Below are 17,543 nucleotides of genomic sequence, written 5' to 3'. Positions count from 1 at the left end.
ACGCCGGCCGGCGCCGGACCCTGCCCGGAAACAGTCAAGGAGTACAAGAGCATGACCACGACCACCCCCACCACCATCGACGCGGCGACGCTGCGCGAGCTGATCGCCGCCGGGCGTACGCCCCGGATGCTGGACGTGCGCACGCCCGGTGAGTTCCAGGCGGCGCACATCCCCGGGGCGTACAACGTGCCGCTGGACCTGCTCCGGGAGCACCGCGCCGAGCTGCGCGGCCACCTGGACGAGGACGTGGTGCTGATCTGCCGCTCCGGCGCCCGGGCGAGCCAGGCCGGTCAGGCGCTCGGCGCGGTCGGCCTGCCCGACGTCAAGGTGCTCGACGGCGGCATGCTGGCCTGGCAGGCCACCGGCGCGCAGGTCAACCAGGGCCGGGCCCGCTGGGACCTGGAGCGCCAGGTACGCCTCGTCGCCGGCTCGATCGTGCTCGCCGCCGTACTCGGATCGGTGTTCGTGCCGGGCCTGAAGTGGGTCGCCGCGTTCATCGGCGCGGGCCTCACGTTCGCCGCGCTCACCGGCACCTGCGCGATGGGCATGCTGCTGAGCAAGCTGCCGTACAACCGCGGCGCGAGCTGCGACCTGGACACCATCGTGGGGCAGTTGCGCGACGGGGACCGCAGGTGACCACCCTCGCCCTGACGCTGGCCGGCGCGGTGCTGATCGGCGTGACGCTGGGCCTGCTCGGCGGCGGCGGGTCGATCCTCGCCGTGCCGCTGCTGGTCTACGTCGCCGACCTGCCCGCGAAGGAGGCCATCGCCACCTCGCTGCTCGTCGTCGGCGTGACCAGCGCCGTCGGCGTGCTGCCGCACGCCCGCGCGAACCGGGTCCGCTGGCGCACCGGGCTCGTCTTCGGCATGGCCGGCATGACCGGCGCGTACGCGGGCGGCCGGCTGGCCGAGTTCGTCCCGGCCGGCGTCCTGCTCGCCGGGTTCGCCCTGATGATGCTCGCCACCGCCGTCGCGATGCTCCGCGGCCGCCGGTCCGCCGAGGGCCGCGCGGCACCGTGCGAGCGGCCGGCGTTGCGGGTGATCGTCGACGGTGTGGCGGTCGGCCTGGTCACCGGTCTGGTCGGCGCGGGCGGCGGCTTCCTGGTCGTACCGGCCCTGGCCCTGCTGGGCGGGTTGCCGATGCCGGTCGCGGTCGGCACCTCGCTGGTGGTCATCGCGATGAAGTCGTTCGCCGGTCTGGCCGGCTACCTGTCCAGTGTGCAGATCCACTGGGGGCTGGCCGCCGGGGTCACCGCCGCCGCCGTCGTCGGCAGCCTGCTCGGTGGCCGGCTCGCCGGGCGGATCCCGGCCGACCTGCTGCGCCGGGGGTTCGGCTGGTTCGTCGTCGTGATGGGCGTGTTCGTGCTCGCGCAGCAGGTGCCGCCGGTATGGGGACTCGCCGTGGGAGCGCTCGCCGTGGCCGGTACGGTCACCTTGGCGGTGTGGGGCCGCCGAAGGAGGGAACACAGTGGACAGCAGCGCCTGGGACAGCCGGTACGCCGACACGCCCGGACTGGTGTGGAGCGCTGAGCCCAACCGTTTCGTGGTCGAGTCGGTCGCGGGACTGACTCCCGGGTCAGCGCTTGACATCGCCGCCGGCGAGGGCCGCAACGCGGTCTGGCTGGCCGGTCAGGGCTGGCGGGTGAACGCGGTGGACTTCTCCGCGGTGGCGGTGGACCGGGGGCGGGAGCTGGCCGCCGCGCGGGGCGTCACAGTCGACTGGCGGGTGGCGGACGTGACCGCGTACCGGCCGGTGCCGAACAGCTACGACCTGGTGCTGATCAGCTACCTGCACCTGCCCGCGCCCGAGTTCGCCGGGGTGCTCGCCGCAGCGAAGTCGGCACTGCGCCCCGGCGGCACGCTCGTGGTGGTCGGCCACGACCTGGCCAACCTCTCCGGCGGCATCGGCGGCCCGCAGGACCCGGCCGTGCTGCTCACGCCGGAGTCGGTGGTCGACGGGCTGGCCGGGCTGCGCGTGCAGCGGGCCGAGACGACCCGCCGGCCGGTAGCATCCGGGACGGATCGGCGGAGAGGACATCGGGTGGGCGCGCGTTTCGAGGAACTGGCTTGGCGGGAGACGCCGATCGGCGAGATCAGCCTGCGGCGGCGCCGTGACCCGGCACTGGACTCCGAGGTGTACGAGGTGAAGCTCGACGACGAGTACCTCATGTCCAGCGCCTTCCCGGTCGCGGAGATCGAACTGGCCCGGCTCGGGCTGGCTCCGCTGACCGGGGACGCGCTGGACGTGGTGGTCGGCGGGCTCGGTCTCGGCTACACCGCGCGTACCGCGCTGGAGGATCCCCGGGTGCGGTCGCTGGTGGTGGTCGAGGCGATCGAGGACGTGATCGACTGGCACCGGCGGGATCTGCTGCCGTTCGCCGCCGGTCTGGCCACGGATCCGCGTACCCGGTTCGTCCGGGCGGACTTCTTCGCCGCGGTCGCCGGCGGCGGTCTCGACCCCGACGAGCCCGGGCGCCGCTTCCACGCGGTGCTGCTCGACGTGGACCACTCCCCCCGCCAGGTGCTGCACCCCAGCCACGCCGCGTTCTACACGGTCGACGGGCTGCGCCGGCTGGCCGCGCTGCTGCACCCGGAGGGCGTCTTCGCGCTGTGGTCGAACGACCCACCCGACACGGCGTTCCAGCGCACGCTGACCGAGGTGTTCCCGACCTCGGTGGCGCACGTCGTCCGGTTCCCGAACCCGTTGCAGGGCCGGGAGGCGGCGAACACCGTGTACGTGGCCCGGCACTGATCCATCCGGCGGCGCATGGCCGCACGAGCAGCGGGAAAGCGCACGGCCCACCGTACGACGGGAGGCTGGGACATGCGCGCGTTGCTCTGGGTGGTCGGCGTGGTCGCCGGTGTGCTCATCCTGCTCGGGCTGCTGCTGGAGGCGGTCCGCTGGCTCGTCATCATCGGCGTGATCGCGCTCGCCGCGGTGATCGTCTTCGCGATCGTGAAGGGCCGGCAGGTGGTGCACCAGCATTCGACCCGCCGACGCTGACCTGCGGAGAGTGTGACCCACCCGGCAACCTACGTGAGCGTAGGTTACCGGGCGGTTAAGTTAGGCTGGTGGCGTCATCCGCGCGACGAGGAGTAACGGCGATGGACGCGACCGCCCAGCGACCCTGGACCCGCAGCTACGCACCCGGGGTGCCGGCCGACATCGCCGAGCCGGACGGCTCACTCGTGGACCTGCTCACCGAGGCGGCCGGGCGGTTCGGCCCCCGGGTCGCGCTCGACTTCTACGGCGCCACCACCACCTTCACCGAGCTGGCCGACCAGGTGGCCCGCGCCGCCGAGGCGCTGCGCCGGCTCGGCGTCGGCCCGGGCGACCGGGTGGCGCTGGTGCTGCCGAACTGCCCGCAGCACGTGGTCGCGTTCTACGCCGTGCTGCGCCTCGGCGCGGTGGTCGTCGAGCACAACCCGCTCTACACCGCCGACGAGCTGGACCGGCAGCTCACCGACCACGGTGCGACAGTCGCGATCGCGTGGGACAAGATCGCGCCGCTGGTGGCGGGACGCGGCGCCGTGCGTACCGTGGTGGCGGTCGACCTGACCGCGGCGCTGCCGCGGCTCAAGCGGTGGGCGCTGCGGGTGCCGCTGCCGAAGGTCCGCGCCGCCCGGGCCGCGATGACCGCCCCCGCGCCCGGTGCCCTGGCCTGGTCGGACCTGGTCGCCGCCGCCGGGCCGCTGCCCGCCGGTCATCCCGCGCCGGAGGCCGGTGACGTGGCGCTGCTCCAGTACACCGGCGGGACCACCGGCGAGCCCAAGGGCGCGGTGCTGACCCACCGCAACCTGCGGGCCAACGCCGCGCAGGGCCGGGCCTGGGTGCCGGGCCTGCGCGACGGCGCGGAGACGGTGTACGCCGTGCTGCCGCTGTTCCACGCCTACGGGCTGACGCTCTGCCTCACCTTCGCCGTGAGCATCGGGGCGACGCTGGTGCTGTTCCCCCGCTTCGACGCCGACCAGGTGCTCGACGCGGTCCGCCGCCGCCCGCCGACGTTTCTGCCGGCGGTGCCGCCGGTCTACGCGAAGCTGGCCACCGTCGCGCGCGAGCGCGGCGTCGACCTCACCTCCATCCGGTACGCGCTGTCCGGCGCGATGTCGCTGCCACCGGCCACAGTGGAGCTGTGGGAACAGGTGACCGGCGGCCTGCTGGTCGAGGGCTACGGGATGACCGAGACGTCCCCCATCACAGTCGGCAACCCGGTCGCGCCCAGCCGGCGCCCCGGCACCGTGGGCGTGCCGTTCCCCTCCACCGACGTGCGCATCGTCGACCCGGAGGACCCGAGCCGCGACCGCGCGCCCGGCGAGGCCGGTGAGCTGCTGGTCCGCGGCCCGCAGGTGTTCTCCGGCTACTGGCACCGGCCGGAGGAGACCGCCAAGGTGCTGCTGCCGGGCGGCTGGATGCGCACCGGCGACATCGTCACCATGGACGCCGACGGCTTCGTGACGGTGGTCGACCGGATCAAGGAACTGATCATCACCGGCGGCTTCAACGTCTACCCGTCCGAGGTGGAGGAGGCGCTGCGCCGCGTCCCCGGCGTACGCGAGGCCGCCGCCGTGGGGATGCCCACGGACGACGGCGAGGAGGTCGTCGCCGCGGTGGTGGTCGACCCGGCCGTGGCCGCCAGCCCGGAGTCGATCCGGACCTCGTGCCGCACCCACCTGGCCGGCTACAAGGTGCCCCGCCGGGTTGTGATCGTCGACGAGCTGCCCTACTCCCAGATCGGCAAGATCCTGCGCCGCGAGGTCCGCGAACGGCTGCTCGCCGCCCGCTGACCCGCGCAGTTCTCCCGCCGGCGGGCGGCGAGTGGAACGCCATGGGTGCCAAACGAGGCCGGAGACACCCGCAGCGTTCCACCGACGGCTGGTCCCACCGCGGCGAACGGGCCGCTGCGCCGGACGTGTCGGTGCCGGCGCCTACGCTGTGGCGATGGTCGACAGACGTCAGGTGATGGCCTTCCGCGTCCGCGCCCAGCAGCTCGACCGGGCGCAGGGCTCGCTCGCCGACACCGCGGTGCTCGACATCGGCGTGCAGGACACCGGCCCCGACGGCGGCCGGTGGGCGCTCGCCGCGCGCGGTGTCGACGTGACCCCGCTGACCGGCGACGACCTGGTCATGCTCTGGACCGTACGCGGCGCCCCGCACCTCTACCGCCGCCCCGACGTGGGGGCGGTGGCCGCCGCGGTCGAGCCGTTCTCCGACGCCGACGCGGGCAAGCGCATCTACGACGCGGCGAAGCCGTTGAAGGCGGCGGGCATCGGCGTCCTCGACGCGCTCGACGAGGTGGCCGCGCGGATGCGGGAGATCGTCCGCAAGCCGACGGTCAAGGGCGAGGTCTCCGGTCGTCTGGCCGAGGTCATGCCGGAGCCCTACCTGCGGTTCTGCCGGCCGTGCGACGCGACCCACCTCTACGAGATGCCGTTCCGGCTGGCCGCCGTGCGCGCCGGCCTGGAGCTGCGGCTCGACACGTCACCGCCGATCCTGGAACGCATCCCCGGATTCCGTCCGGCCGACGCCCCCGGCGACCGGTTCGACCTCGTCCGCGCCTACCTGCGGCTGCTCGGCCCGGCCACCCCGAAGCACGTGGCCGGCTACCTCGACGCCCCGGTCAAGGAGGTCAAGGACCGCTGGCCGCACGACGCGGTCGAGGTGAACGTCGACGGCGAGACGCGCTGGCTGCTCGCTGCCGACGAGGCCGCGCTGGCGTCCGCCGAGACGACCACGACACGCCTGCTCGGCCCGTTCGACCTCTTCCTCCAGGCAAAGGACCGGGCGACGCTGGTGCCGGACGCGGCCCGCGTCAAGGAGCTGTGGCCGGTGCTGGGCCGCCCCGGCGCGGTGCTGGCCGACGGTGAGCTGGCCGGCACCTGGCGGCCCCGCAAGTCGGGCCGGTCGTTCACCGTCGCGGTCCAGCCGTGGCGCACGCTCACCGGCAGCACCCGCGAGGCGGTGGTGGCGGAGGCCGAGCGCCTCGCCGCGTACCGGGGTGTGCCGCTCGCAGGTGTCGACTTCGCCGACTGACCGCCTACCGCGTCCGTCCGACCGCCGTCCACGCCGAGCCGCTGACCTCCACCGGCCACACCTCGCCGAGCAGCGACGCGCACCTGTCGCGCAACGCCGGTCGCCCCGCCGGGTCGAGCCGCTGGACGTGGTCCCCGGCCGGGCCCACCCCGAGCGTGTACGGCTCCCACCACTGGTCGAAGCTCGCGAAGCTCACCTCGACGGTGAGCATGGACGACCGCACGTCCCGCAGGCCGGCGGCGGCGAACAGGTCGGCGAGGTCGCCCTCCCGCGCCCCGGCGAGCCCCGACTCGTCGTGCGCGTCCGGGTCGAGCGACCGGACCGCCTGCCAGAACACGGTCAGCGGCCCACGCCGACCGGCGTGGTCCCACACACAGGCCGCCACCACGCCGCCGGGACGGGTCACGCGGGCCATCTCCCGCAGGCCGGCGACCGGGTCCGTCATGAAGTGCACGACGAGCTGGGCGAGGGTGACGTCGAAGCCGCCGTCGGGGAACGGCAGCAGCTCCGCCGACGCCCGCCGGATGTCGACCTGGGGCAGCCGTTCCCGGGCCGCCGCGACGAACGGCGCCGACGGGTCCACAGCCGACACCGCGGCGGGTCCCAGCCGGGCGGCCAGCTCCGCCGTCAGTGCTCCGGTGCCGCAGCCGACATCGAGCGCCCGCAGACCCGGCACGACGCCCGCCGCGTCGGCGAGGCGCACCGCCAGCGCCTCGGCGTAGCGGCCCATGAAACGGCCGTACGCGTCCGCGCCGACGTCGAATCCCACCGCGCCAGGCTAGCCGCCCACTGGCACGATCACCGTCATGATTGTCTGGATCAACGGTGCGTTCGGTGTCGGCAAGACGACCACCGCGCGGCTGCTCACGAGCGCTCTGCCGGACGCGCGGCTGTTCGACCCGGAGTTCCTCGGCTCGATGCTCACCGCGTTCGTCACCTCCCCCACCGGGGACTTCCAGGACCTGCCACTGTGGCGCCATCTCGTCGTGCAGACGGTCACCGGGCTGGACCGGCACCACCCGGGCGTCTGGATCGTGCCGATGAGCCTGCTCGACCCGGCGTACCGCGCGGAGATCCTCGGCGGCATCCGCGCCGCGGGCGCCGACGTCCGCGAGGTGGTGCTCACGCTCCCCGAGGACCGGTTGCGGGCCCGGATCGACGCCGACCAGGTCGAGGCCTGCGCACGCGGCTGGCGGCACGACCACGTTGACCGGGCACTGGCCACGTTCGCGTCGGTGACCGACGCCCGTCTGATCGACGCCTCCGCCCCGCCCGAGCAGGTGGCCGACGCCGTGCGCGCCGAAGTCTGCTCTCGGGCTTCCGGGCACGGGGATGGACAGCCGGAGTGACCGAGCCCTGACGTTCACCGATCGGCTGATCGACGACCGATCGGCCGCGTTCCGGGACGCGCCCCGGGAACGGACGGCGCGTACTCGACCGGCTCGCGGCGTCGGACCGGACGCCTCGCCCGCTGACGTCACCGGTGAGCGAAGACGAACCCGCCCTCGACGTCCGGCGCGGGGTGATGCGTCATCTCGGCCTCGACGGTGAAACCGACGTCGGTCAGCCAGGCCGCTACCCGCCCCGGTGGACGGCGGTGCACGTGGACACGCATCGGGTGCCCGCCGTACCCCTGTGTCTTGAGCCGGCTGCCGTCACCGGCGTGGAACCCGAGCAGCACGACGCCGCCGGGCCGCAGCACACGGTGGAATCCGGCGAGGACGGCGGGCACCTCGTCGTCCGGTACGTGGATCAGGGAGAACCAGGCGAGCAACCCGGTCAGGCACTCGTCGGTGAGGTCGAGACGGGTCATCGAGCCCACCTCGAAACGGAGGCCAGGGTGGTCGCGCCGCGCCACGTCGATCATCGCCGGTGACAGGTCGATGCCGAACGCGTTCAAGCCCAGATCGTGGAGATGCCGGGTGATCCGGCCCGGTCCGCAGCCGACGTCCGCCACCGGCCCGCTCTCTCGCGCCCGGATCAGCTCGGCGAAGAGCGCGAGGATCCCGCGCTGGAACGGCTCGTTCGCCAGGGCGTCGCGCAGCAGGTCGGCGTAACTGGACGCCACTGTGTCATAGGAGGTGCGGGTGTCGTCCAGCCAGCCGGTTTCGCTCACGCCGCGCACGATAGCCGCGAACGAGTGACCGATCGTGGGAGGATGCTCGGCATGCCGGGTCGTGCGTTGAGCTTCGGAGCTGCCGCGCAGGCGTACGAGCGGTTCCGGCCCGGTTATCCCGAGGAACTGGCCGACCTGGTGCTGGCGTACGCGGGCAGGCCGGTCCGGACCGCCCTGGAGATCGGCGCCGGAACCGGCAAGGCGACCCGGCTGTTCGCCCGGCGCGGCATCGCGGTCACCGCCACCGACCCGGACGCCGCGATGCTCGCCGAGCTGCGCCGGCACGTGCCCGCGGACGTCCGGGTCCGGCAGGCCGCGTTCGAGCAGTTGCGCGCCGACGAGCGCCACGACCTGGTGTACGCCGCGGCGGCGCTGCACTGGACCGACCCGGACCGCCGGTGGGAGCGAATCGCCGGGCTGCTCACGCCCGGTGGCGTGTTCGCCTCGTTCGGCGGCCCGCTGCGGCTGGCCGACCCGGCGCTGCGCGACGCGGCTGCCACGGCCCGCGCCGAGTTCCTGGCCGACGACGAGATCCCGTCGCCGGACGGCACGTCGCCGGCGGCCGGAATGCAGTGGCCCGGCACCGAGCTTCGCACGTCCGAATGGTTCGCCGACGTGCGCCAGTCGGATATCGAGCGCCGGATCACGATGAGCGCCGACGACTACGTCGGTCTGCTGTCGACCGTCTCGGCCTATCTCGAACTGCCGCCGCGCGTACGCGAGCAGGTGTTCCACCGCATCCGGGACGTCCTGCCCGGCACGGTCGAGGTCACCGCCGACGTCACGGTCCACCTGGCGCGGCGGACGTCACAGCCCTGATCACGCGGCCCACGAGGGTCGCCAGACCGGCCCGGTCAGCGCGGGCAGGCCCGCGAAGTGGCGGATCACCGGCCGAAGCCCCGGGTGCGGGCCGGTCCGGGGCAGCATGAGGTTGATCGGGTACGCGAGCACCGGACCCGCGATCGGGATGCGGCGCAGATCGTGGCCGGCGGGCCAGAGGTAGCGGTCCCGGGCGCCGACGAGCGTCGCCACGTCCGCCGAGTCCGCGAGCGTGTCCAGGAGCACCTCGGTGCCGAAGTTCGGCCCGGTCGCGTCCACCCACAGGTCGAAGGCGTCGGCGAGCTGCTCGTAGAACTCGCCCCACTCGCTGCCCCGCACGATGCCCGGCACCCGGAGCCGGTGTCCGCGCAGCTGCGACGGCGTGAGCGTGTGCGCGGACGCGAGCGGATGTCGGGGCCCGGCGAGCAGTTGCAGCGGCGAGTCGAAGGCGCGGACCATCCGTACCTCGGGCGGCAGCGCGGCCGGGTGGGTGACGGTGCGGAACGCGGCGTCCACGTCGCCGGCCCGGACCGCGGTGGCGACCTGCCGGGGGTCGTCGACCCGCAGCGTCACCACGTCCAGGTCGACGCCCGGGTGCGAGCGCCAGTAGTCGTGCAGCAGGACGGCCTGCGCGCTGCGCAGGCCGAGCACGTCGATGCGCGGCGCCCGCGCGCCGGGCCGGACCGCGGCGACCGCGCGGTCCGCGCCCGCGACGACGCCCCGGGCGTGCGGGAGGAACGCCCGGCCGTCGCCCGTCAGCTCGACCCCCCGGGGTGTACGGGTGAACAGGCGCACTCCCAGCTCCCGCTCCAGCGCGGCGATCCGCTTCGACACGGCCTGCTGGGTGACGCCCAGCTCGTCGGCGGCGTGCCGGAACTGCCCGAGTTCGGCCGCCCGCACGAACGACCGCACCGCCTCGCTGTCCACCTGCCCACAGTAGGCGGGCCCACCCGATGGTTGTGGCGCGCCGGGCGGCGGTTGTTTGCTGAGGCACCCGCGTGGCCGGTCTGATGCGCGGGGCATCGGTGACGGGGGCGGGGCGTGCGGAGACGGGGATCGGATTTCGAGTGGCTGTGGTCGGCCTACGCGGTGAGCACGTACGGCACCTGGCTGGCGTTCGGCGCGTTTCCGCTGATCGCGGTGCGGGTGCTGGATTCGTCGGCGTTCGCGGTGTCGCTCCTGGAGGCGGCCGGGCTCGCTGTGGCGGCGGTGCTGGCGGTCCCGCTGGGCCCGTGGGTGGCGTACCGGCCCAAGCTGCCGGTGATGGTCGCGACGGATCTGGTCCGGTTCGCGGCGCTGGTGAGCGTGCCGGCCGCGTACGCGCTCGGGGTGTTGTCCTACGGCCAGTTGCTCGTCGTCGCGGTGGTCTGCGGGACGGCCGGCATCACGTTCACCGCCGCGTCCGGGGCGTACCTGAAGAGCCTGGTCCGCGATGACGGGCTGCTGGCGGCGAACGGGCGGTTCGAGGCGACGAGCTGGGCCGCGACGGCGGCCGGGCCGCCGCTCGGGGGCGCGCTCGTCGGGCTGCTCGGCCCGGTCGTCACCATCACCGCCGACGCCGTGAGCCACCTGCTGTCGGCGCTCGCGGTACGGCGGATCCGGGCCGGCGACACGGCGGCGCCCCGCGTCCCGGCGGGCGGCTCGTGGGCCGCCGGCCTGGGCGCGGGCTGGCGGTTCGTGCGCCGCGACCCGGTGCTGTGGCGGCTGTTCCTCAACTCGGTGCTGGTCGGCGGCCTGATCATGGCGACCGCGCCGTTGCTGGCGGTGCTCCTGCTGGGTGAGTACCGGGTGGCCGCCTGGCAGTACGGGCTGGTCTTCGGCGTCTCCGCGCTCGGCGGCGTGCTCGGCGCACGCCTGAGCCCGCGCCTCGTGCGGCGGTACGGGCGGCAGCGGGTGATGACGGTGTCCGGCTGGCTGCGGTCGATCGTTCCGCTCGGTCTCGCGTTCACCCACCCGGGGACCACCGGCCTGCTGACAGTGATCGCCGTCGAGTCGGTGCTCATCACGTGCATGGGCGTGTTCAACCCGATCTACGCGACCGAGCGCCTGCGCCGGACCCCGCAGGGGCACACCGCGCCGGTCCTGACCGCGTGGAGCGTCACCGGCCGGCTCACCCAGGCCGCGTTGATGACCGTGTGGGGCGTCCTCGCCACCGTCGTCGGCCCGCTCGCCGCGATCACCGTGTCCGGGGTGCTGCTGCTCGCCACGCCGCTGCTACTGCCGACGCGCCGGCACACACGCGACCCGGAGCCCGCACGCCCGGCCGCTGCGGTCTCCTGAACCCGGCGGCCGGACGGTCAGGCCGACAGGTAGGCGGTCAGCCGGTCGGCGAGCGGGCCGGGACGACTGAGCGCCACCGCGTGGCCGCCGTCGATCACGTCCGGAACCACGCCGAGCCGGTCGGCGGCCACCCGGCGTTGGAAGTCGGCGGGGAAGAACCGGTCGTCGCGGCCGATGAGCACCCTCGTCGGCACGGCCGGCCAGGTGGCCAGCGGCCACGGCTCGTCCCACTCCGCGCTGACCTGCTGCCGGCCGTGCGCCGGCGCCTCGGCGACGATCTCGGCCGGCACGCCGTTGTAGAACTGCTGCTCCTGGCTGAGCCCTTCCGGCTCGCGGTGACCGGTGTTGCCCCACCAGTCCCCCGGCCTCTCACCGGGCCGCGGGATCATCGGGGTGAGCAGGACCAGCAGCCGCACCGGCAGCCGGTCGGCGACCAGCGGTGCGGTGAACGCGCCGTACGAGTGCCCGACCACCACGAGGTCGTCGCGGCCGCCGACGGCGTCGACCACCGCCTGGCGGAACTCGGCGAACCCTGCCGAACGGTCCCCGATCGGCAGCTCCGGGACCACCGCGTCGTGGCCCCGGGCGGCCAGCTCGGGAACCAGCAGATGCCAGTCCCACGCGCCGCCCCCGCCGCCGTGGATGAGCACGAACGTCGTCATGCCCGGACCCTGCCACACCGGTACGACATGCCGTGGCGGTCAGTGCGGATACGCCCGCGGGACCCGGGTGGCCCGCAGCTCGTCGCGGAACGCCTCGATGCGGGTGATGACCTGACGCCGCCCGATCGTGTTCTCGATCCGGTCGAGGTAGAGGCAGCGGGCGGCGAGCCGGGGCAGGTCGACGGAGAAGTAGATCGCCATGAGGGGGTTGACGAACAGGTCGCCGTGGCCGGTGCGCCGGCTGAACCGTACGTCTCCGCACGCGCCGCCGGTGGCGGCGGCGATCTGCCCCTGGACGATGCTCGGCCGGTGCGGCATGGCGGCCTGGGCCTGCGCGACCGCCTCGCGGTAGAGCACCGCCTCGCGGCTGGAGCCGGGAATGGACAGCGCGCCGAGGTAGCCGCCCTCCCGGTCGAGCGCGGCAAGGTTCTCCAGCACCTCGACGTGGTTGACGCCGTCGTGCGCGTCGATGCCGAAGCCGAGGCTGCTCACCAACCGGACCGGCACGTCCAGCCCGGCCACGGCGGCCAGGCTGGTGCTGTCCTCCACCGGGGCGCCCAGGCCGCTCTCGTCGCCGCGCAACAGGATGTCGGTGCCGCCGTCGACGAGCACGATCGCGTCGAGGTCGAGCCGGTCGACCAGGTGCCGGTACGCCTCGCGCAGCGGCTGCACGCCCAGCGGCGGGAAGGCGTACACGGTCGACGGCAGGTCGCGGCCCGCCAGCCAGCGGGCCAGGTGCGCCTCCGGGAAGTACCAGTCCGGGCTGAGGGTGTCCGGCCGGATCGCCGCGACGTGCTCGTCCACCCACACCTGCCGGTCGAGCAGTTCCAGCTCCGAGAAGGAGAGGCTGGCCAGGTGCACCCGCTTGCCGGCCTGCCACAGCGCCAGCGCCAGCGGCAGACCGGCGTAGACGTCGAAGCCGCCACCGGCGCCGGCGATCAGGACGTCGCGTGCCGGGGCCAGGGCGGCGAACAACGGCGGAACGGCCAACGAGTACGCGGCGGTGTCTGTCACCGGATGATGATCTCCGCTCGCGTGGCGGGCCGCTGCCCCCCGCCGAGACGCCCCGGTCGAGGCGCGGCCGGGGGCCGGGGTCCGCTCACTCAGACCGGACGGCCGAACGTGACCGCCTCCCGGACGAGCCGCGGTGCCTTCTCCGCCAGTTGGGCGTCCGGTCGCGCGCCGAGCGCGTCGTTCACGGTGGAGAAGGCCAGCCGGAACGCGATCAGCGCGGTCGCCTCGAAGATCTCCCGGTCGCTCAGGCCGGCGTGGCGCAGGCGTTGCGTGTCGGCCTCGATGGTGGCGTTCGGGTCCGTCACGACCCGGCGGGACCAGTCCGCGAGCACCGTCTCCCGCTCCGACAGGTCCGCCTCGGCGCCGTGCAGCACCCCGGCCGCGGTCGCCTCGTCGCTCATCCCGGCCAGCCGCGCGCCCCAGGCCAGCGAGCAGTACGAGTCGCCCCGGGCGGCGGCTGTCGCGGCGACCAGCACCGCCACCTCCCGTGCGGACAGCGTGGACTCGGACAACAGCTCGGTGCGGGTGTTCTGGAACGACATGAGCACGTCGGGTCGCCAGCACCAGACGCGGGTGAGGTTGTTGACGTAGCCGTCGGAGGCGAGGTCGTCGTCGTAGGCGGCTTTCGCCGCCGGACTCTGCGGCGGTTCGGGAAGGAAGGCGGCGTTCATGCGGGCAGTCTGCGCCACCCGGGCGGCCCCCACTGGCTGATGGACGACAGTACGATCCGCTGATGATCCGGGCGGTTTTCTTCGACGTGGGCGGGACGATCCTCGACGAGACCCGCGAGTTCGCGACCTGGGCGGACTGGCTGGGCGTACCCCGGCACACGTTCTCCGCGGTCTTCGGCGCGGTGATCGCCCGGGGTCTGGACTACCAGGAGGTGTTCCGGGCCTTCCGGCCCGACTTCGACCTCACCGCCGAACTCGCGCGCCGTGTCGCGGCCGGTGACCCGGAGTCGTTCGGCGAGGAGGATCTCTACCCGGACGCGCGAGCCTGCCTGGCCGCCCTGCGGGTGCAGGGACTGCGCGTCGGGCTGGCCGGCAACCAGCCGGAACACGCCGAGGCGACGTTGCGGACGCTGGACCTGCCGGTGGACGTGATCGGCACGTCGGCGGCGTGGGGCGTGGCGAAACCGGCGCCGGAGTTCTTCACTCGGGTCGTCCGCGAAGGCGGCGGCGACGCGTCGGCGATCCTGTACGTCGGTGACCGGCCGGACAACGACGCCGCACCGGCGATGGCCGCCGGCATGGCCGCGTGCCTGATCCGGCGTGGCCCGTGGGGCCACATCCTCGACATGCCGGCCGTGGCCGACCGGTGCCTGTTCCGCATCGACTCGCTGGACGAGCTGCCGGACCTGGTCGCGCGGCACAACGCGGCGGGCGGCTAGTCGAACACGGACAGCCGGGTGCGGTGGTGGCGCGGCGACTCGATCTCGTCGACCACCGCGACCGCCAGATCGGCGTACGACAGGTGCGCCGACTGCGCGGCGTGCTCGCCGCCGAGGCGGTACCGGCCGGTGCGAACGGCGTGAACATCGAGCGCGGCGGGCGGGGTGAGCACGAGCCAGTCGACCGCGGTGTCCGCCGACCGGAGCCGGTCCAGGCCGGCGGCGTGGCTGAGCGCGAACGGCCGCAGCTCGGCGGGCAGGGCGGCCGGGTCGTCGTAGAGGGGCCGCCCGTTCGCGTCGGTGAGCGTGGCGAACAGCCCGATCGCCACGAGCCGGGGCACACCCGAGCGGGCCAGTCCGTGCAGCAGCGCGTCGGCCGCCCGGACGAAGAACTCCGGATCGAGGCCGGCGGCGGCGAGCGCCTCCGGCCCGGAGGCCGGGCTGACCGCGTGGACGGCGGCGTCGTGCCCGTACGCGATCGAGGCGACAGCCTCCGGGTCGGTGACGTCGCCGCGTACCGCCGCGGTGAGGTCGGGATGGCGGGCGGGGTCGCGGACGACGGCTGTGACGCGGTGGCCACGGCGGTGGGCCTCGGCGGTGACGGCGCGGCCGGCCCGGCCGCCCGCGCCGAAGACGGCGATGCTGGTCATGGCGCGACGCTAGAGCGCCGGGTGCCGGTTACCGCAACGGTACCGGCGTTACGCTCGGGCGGTGACGCCGCTCGATCCGGACATGTTCCACCCCGCCTGTCCGTCGCGGATGATGCCGTTGCAGATCGGCGACAAGTGGACCGCGATGGTGGTGCTGTGCCTGGAGCACGGGCCGCGCCGGTTCACCGAGCTGCGGGTGCCGCTGCGCACGATCACGCCGAAGGTGCTGGCCGAGACGTTGCGGGCGATGCAACGCGACGGGCTGGTCACACGCACGGCCTACGACGAGAACCCGCCGCGCGTGGAGTACGAGCTGACGCCGCTGGGCCGCAGCCTGCTGACGCTCGTCGCGGCCGCCCGCGCGTGGAGCGAGCAGCACCTGGGCGAGTTGCTGGCGGCCCGCCAGTCGCACGAGCGGCACGCCGATGTCGTACCCCCGGAATAGCCTTCCGCCCATGGCGAGCGAGGAGCTGGACGAGCTGATCGTGCCCGACGCGGACGCGCTGCGCGCGTGGCTGTCCGCCAACCACGACACGTCGCCCGGTGTCTGGCTCGCGCTGGGCCGCAAGGGCGGCACGCTCACCACGCTGACCTGGCAGCAGGCCGTCGACGAGGCGCTCTGCTTCGGCTGGATCGACGGGCAGGCCCGCAAGCGCGACCACGAGAGCTCCTGGATCCGCTACACCCCGCGCCGGGCACGCAGCTCCTGGTCGCAGCGCAACGTCGCGCACGTGGCCCGGCTGGAGGCGGAGGGGCGGATGACGCCCGCGGGGCGGGCCGCGGTGGAGGCGGCGAAGGCGGACGGCCGGTGGGCGGCGGCCTACGCGCCGCCGTCGGAGGCCGAGGTGCCCGCCGACCTGCTCGCCGCCATCGCTGCCGAACCCGCCGCCCAGGCCATGTTCGACGTCCTCACCAGCGCCAACAGGTTCTCGCTCATCCACCGGCTCAACGCGGTCAAGCGCGCGGAGACCCGGCAGCGCAAGATCGGCGAGTTCGTCGCCATGCTGGCCCGCCACGAGACGATCCACCCGCAGAAGGCGAAGCCGCCGATCGCTCCGTGACGTCAGGTCGTACAGCAGCTCCAGGTCGGCGGGCTTCCCGGCTCACGAGTTGTCCCGGACGAACGCGCGCATGAGCGCGGCGCACTCGGCCGCGTGCGTCTCCAGCAGCAGGTGTCCGCCGTCGTAGATGTGCGCGTCCATCCGGTCGAGCACCCGGTGGTACGCGAGCACCTCGGCCACGTCGAAGTACGCGTCGTGCCGGCCCCACAGCACGAGCGCCGGTGGCTGGTGGGCGCTGTGGTACGCGGCGATCTCGCCGAACCGGGCGACATGGTGCGCGTAGTCGGTGAACAGCGCGAACTGTGCCTCGACGTTGCCGGGCCGGGTCATCCGCGCCCAGTCCAGGTGCCACGCCTCGGGCGCCTGCAACCGGCGTACGTGCCCGGGCAGCCCGGCGAGGTACTGGTCCCGGGTGCCGGTGAAGGTCAGCCAGTCGGGCAGCGCGGCGCGGGTGTCGTCGCCCGGGTCGGCCCAGTACGCCCGCGCGGTGTCCCACTGCGCGCCGAGCCCGTCGGCGTGCGCGTTGCCGCTCTGCACGACGAGGCCGCGGATCCGTTCCGGGGCGCGGGTGGCCAGGTGGTATCCGACGGGCGCGCCGAAGTCGTGCAGGTAGAGAAAGAAGCGGTCCACGTCGAGCCGGCCGAGGAGGCGCTCGACCGTCCACGACAGGTTCTCGAACGTGTAGTCGTACTCGGCGACTGTGGGCGACGAGGACATGCCGAAGCCGGGCAGGTCGGGGGCGAGCACGTACGCGACCTCGGCGAGCGCGGGCATGACCTCGCGGAACGTGTGCGACGAGCTGGGGAAGCCGTGCAGCAGCAGCACCGCCGGGTCGCCGGGGCGTCCGGCCTCGCGGAGGAACACCTCCAGGCCGTCGACGTCGGCGTGCCGGTGGCGGATCTTCTGACTGGCGCGCATCACCTCATCCTGGCGGCCAGGGATCGCCGGTACGGCCGATTCCGGCAGCCGGACCGGTGCCGGTGCGCTAGACGGCACCGCCGGTGTTGCGGATCATCTGCCGGAGCACCTTGAGCGTGGTGACGTAGTCCGCGTCGTCGACGCCCTCGTGGATCCGGCCCCGGATCGCCGGCGCGTGCTGCTTGAGGCGGACCCGGGCGGCCTCCCCCGCCTCGGTGATCCGCAGCCGGCCGTCCGCGTCACGGCTGAGCCAGCCGCGTCCCAGCAGCACCTCCGCCTCGGCGTCCAGGTCGTCCTCGGCCCGCAGGTACGAGGCCATCGCCTGGCGCAGCTCGGTGACGGTCAGCCCGCCGCCGCCGGGCAGGAGGTCATTCGGGGACAGGTTGCGCAGGAGCCAGAACTGGGGCTGGGTGAAGCCGTGCACGGCCTGCTGGGCTCGGGTGAAGGCGATCAGCGACTCGTACGCGACGCCCGTCCAGTAGGCGGCCGGCTGGCTCGCGAGTTCGGCGTCGGACAGGTGCGGCGTCGTCATGGTGGTCTACCTCCGGCAGTGGTCGGGTGAGCACGACGCTAGGACCTCAACCGCGCTTGAGATCAAGCCTC

General features: G+C 74.0%; 21 protein-coding genes. 12 read left to right on the top strand and 9 right to left on the bottom strand.

The genetic code is table 11. The features are described from left to right. Positions 1-51: 51 nt before the first annotated feature. The 6 genes from Q3W68_RS20395 (at position 52) to Q3W68_RS20370 (ending at position 6,030) form a co-directional block, all read left to right on the top strand. Positions 52-636, top strand: a complete 585-nt coding sequence (locus Q3W68_RS20395; RefSeq protein WP_302906965.1) for a rhodanese-like domain-containing protein — start codon at positions 52-54, stop codon at positions 634-636. Continuing rightward, positions 633-1,529 carry a sulfite exporter TauE/SafE family protein gene (locus tag Q3W68_RS20390; RefSeq protein ID WP_302906964.1) on the top strand — a complete coding sequence of 299 codons (897 nt, stop codon included), beginning with the start codon at positions 633-635 and terminating at the stop codon, positions 1,527-1,529. The genes Q3W68_RS20395 and Q3W68_RS20390 overlap by 4 nt, the downstream gene beginning before the upstream one ends. After that, positions 1,468-2,751: a class I SAM-dependent methyltransferase gene (locus Q3W68_RS20385; RefSeq protein ID WP_302906963.1), complete on the top strand. Its 1,284-nt coding sequence runs from the start codon at positions 1,468-1,470 to the stop codon at positions 2,749-2,751. Before Q3W68_RS20390 ends, Q3W68_RS20385 begins: the two co-directional genes overlap by 62 nt. Before the next feature lie 72 nt (positions 2,752-2,823). Beyond that, positions 2,824-3,003, top strand: a complete 180-nt coding sequence (locus tag Q3W68_RS20380) for a hypothetical protein (protein WP_302906962.1) — start codon at positions 2,824-2,826, stop codon at positions 3,001-3,003. Positions 3,004-3,104: 101 nt separating this feature from the next. After that, the gene (locus Q3W68_RS20375) at positions 3,105-4,784 is read left to right on the top strand and encodes a long-chain-fatty-acid--CoA ligase (RefSeq protein WP_302906961.1); all 1,680 of its coding nucleotides are present in this window, start codon (positions 3,105-3,107) and stop codon (positions 4,782-4,784) included. 154 nt (positions 4,785-4,938) lie between these two features. After that, positions 4,939-6,030: a winged helix DNA-binding domain-containing protein gene (locus Q3W68_RS20370; protein ID WP_302906960.1), complete on the top strand. Its 1,092-nt coding sequence runs from the start codon at positions 4,939-4,941 to the stop codon at positions 6,028-6,030. A 4-nt stretch (positions 6,031-6,034) separates the two neighbouring features. Here the strand turns inward: Q3W68_RS20370 and Q3W68_RS20365 are convergent, their stop codons facing one another. Further along, positions 6,035-6,799 (bottom strand): class I SAM-dependent methyltransferase, encoded by a 765-nt coding sequence (locus Q3W68_RS20365; protein ID WP_302906959.1) that lies wholly within the window; start codon positions 6,797-6,799, stop codon positions 6,035-6,037. A gap of 37 nt (positions 6,800-6,836) precedes the next feature. On the opposite strand from Q3W68_RS20365, the gene Q3W68_RS20360 reads away from it, so the two are divergent. Then, positions 6,837-7,379, top strand: coding sequence for an AAA family ATPase (locus Q3W68_RS20360; protein ID WP_302906958.1), 543 nt, complete (start codon positions 6,837-6,839; stop codon positions 7,377-7,379). 128 nt (positions 7,380-7,507) lie between these two features. Here Q3W68_RS20360 and Q3W68_RS20355 read toward each other — a convergent pair whose 3' ends face one another. Next, on the bottom strand, positions 7,508-8,155 hold the full coding sequence (locus Q3W68_RS20355; RefSeq protein WP_302906957.1) for a class I SAM-dependent methyltransferase: 648 nt from the start codon (positions 8,153-8,155) through the stop codon (positions 7,508-7,510). A gap of 42 nt (positions 8,156-8,197) precedes the next feature. On the opposite strand from Q3W68_RS20355, the gene Q3W68_RS20350 reads away from it, so the two are divergent. Then, entirely contained in the window at positions 8,198-8,965 is a 768-nt protein-coding gene (locus tag Q3W68_RS20350) for a trans-aconitate 2-methyltransferase (RefSeq protein WP_302906956.1), read from the top strand. Here the strand turns inward: Q3W68_RS20350 and Q3W68_RS20345 are convergent, their stop codons facing one another. After that, on the bottom strand, positions 8,966-9,892 hold the full coding sequence (locus tag Q3W68_RS20345; RefSeq protein WP_302906955.1) for a LysR family transcriptional regulator: 927 nt from the start codon (positions 9,890-9,892) through the stop codon (positions 8,966-8,968). 114 nt (positions 9,893-10,006) lie between these two features. Between Q3W68_RS20345 and Q3W68_RS20340 the strand changes: the two genes are divergently transcribed. Beyond that, positions 10,007-11,245: an MFS transporter gene (locus Q3W68_RS20340; protein WP_302906954.1), complete on the top strand. Its 1,239-nt coding sequence runs from the start codon at positions 10,007-10,009 to the stop codon at positions 11,243-11,245. Positions 11,246-11,262: 17 nt separating this feature from the next. Here Q3W68_RS20340 and Q3W68_RS20335 read toward each other — a convergent pair whose 3' ends face one another. From Q3W68_RS20335 to Q3W68_RS20325, 3 genes are all read right to left on the bottom strand, one after another. After that, positions 11,263-11,907 carry an alpha/beta fold hydrolase gene (locus tag Q3W68_RS20335; RefSeq protein ID WP_302906953.1) on the bottom strand — a complete coding sequence of 215 codons (645 nt, stop codon included), beginning with the start codon at positions 11,905-11,907 and terminating at the stop codon, positions 11,263-11,265. A 39-nt stretch (positions 11,908-11,946) separates the two neighbouring features. Beyond that, positions 11,947-12,921, bottom strand: coding sequence for a DUF1152 domain-containing protein (locus Q3W68_RS20330; protein WP_302906952.1), 975 nt, complete (start codon positions 12,919-12,921; stop codon positions 11,947-11,949). 89 nt (positions 12,922-13,010) lie between these two features. Beyond that, positions 13,011-13,592, bottom strand: a complete 582-nt coding sequence (locus Q3W68_RS20325) for a carboxymuconolactone decarboxylase family protein (RefSeq protein WP_302906951.1) — start codon at positions 13,590-13,592, stop codon at positions 13,011-13,013. Between the two features lie 62 nt (positions 13,593-13,654). Here Q3W68_RS20325 and Q3W68_RS20320 point away from each other — a divergent pair, with 62 nt between their 5' ends. Continuing rightward, positions 13,655-14,311, top strand: coding sequence for an HAD family hydrolase (locus Q3W68_RS20320; RefSeq protein ID WP_302906950.1), 657 nt, complete (start codon positions 13,655-13,657; stop codon positions 14,309-14,311). On the opposite strand, the gene Q3W68_RS20315 is transcribed toward Q3W68_RS20320, so the two are convergent. Next, positions 14,308-14,961: an NAD(P)-dependent oxidoreductase gene (locus Q3W68_RS20315; RefSeq protein ID WP_302906949.1), complete on the bottom strand. Its 654-nt coding sequence runs from the start codon at positions 14,959-14,961 to the stop codon at positions 14,308-14,310. The genes Q3W68_RS20320 and Q3W68_RS20315 overlap by 4 nt on opposite strands. Before the next feature lie 61 nt (positions 14,962-15,022). On the opposite strand from Q3W68_RS20315, the gene Q3W68_RS20310 reads away from it, so the two are divergent. Both Q3W68_RS20310 and Q3W68_RS20305 read left to right on the top strand, forming a co-directional pair. Next, on the top strand, positions 15,023-15,406 hold the full coding sequence (locus Q3W68_RS20310) for a helix-turn-helix domain-containing protein (RefSeq protein ID WP_302906948.1): 384 nt from the start codon (positions 15,023-15,025) through the stop codon (positions 15,404-15,406). A gap of 10 nt (positions 15,407-15,416) precedes the next feature. Then, complete coding sequence (locus Q3W68_RS20305; RefSeq protein ID WP_302906947.1) at positions 15,417-16,022, top strand: YdeI family protein; 606 nt, start codon at positions 15,417-15,419, stop codon at positions 16,020-16,022. A gap of 42 nt (positions 16,023-16,064) precedes the next feature. On the opposite strand, the gene Q3W68_RS20300 is transcribed toward Q3W68_RS20305, so the two are convergent. Together Q3W68_RS20300 and Q3W68_RS20295 are read right to left on the bottom strand one after the other, a co-directional pair. After that, positions 16,065-16,940 carry an alpha/beta fold hydrolase gene (locus Q3W68_RS20300; RefSeq protein ID WP_302906946.1) on the bottom strand — a complete coding sequence of 292 codons (876 nt, stop codon included), beginning with the start codon at positions 16,938-16,940 and terminating at the stop codon, positions 16,065-16,067. A gap of 67 nt (positions 16,941-17,007) precedes the next feature. Then, a complete protein-coding gene (locus Q3W68_RS20295) occupies positions 17,008-17,472 on the bottom strand; it encodes a MarR family winged helix-turn-helix transcriptional regulator (protein WP_302906945.1) in 465 nt (154 codons plus the stop codon). Positions 17,473-17,543 lie beyond the last annotated feature (71 nt).

Source organism: Micromonospora sp. C28ISP2-4 (assembly GCF_030519385.1).
GTDB lineage: Bacteria > Actinomycetota > Actinomycetes > Mycobacteriales > Micromonosporaceae > Micromonospora > Micromonospora tulbaghiae.
This window is presented reverse-complemented; position numbering and strand designations above follow the sequence as displayed.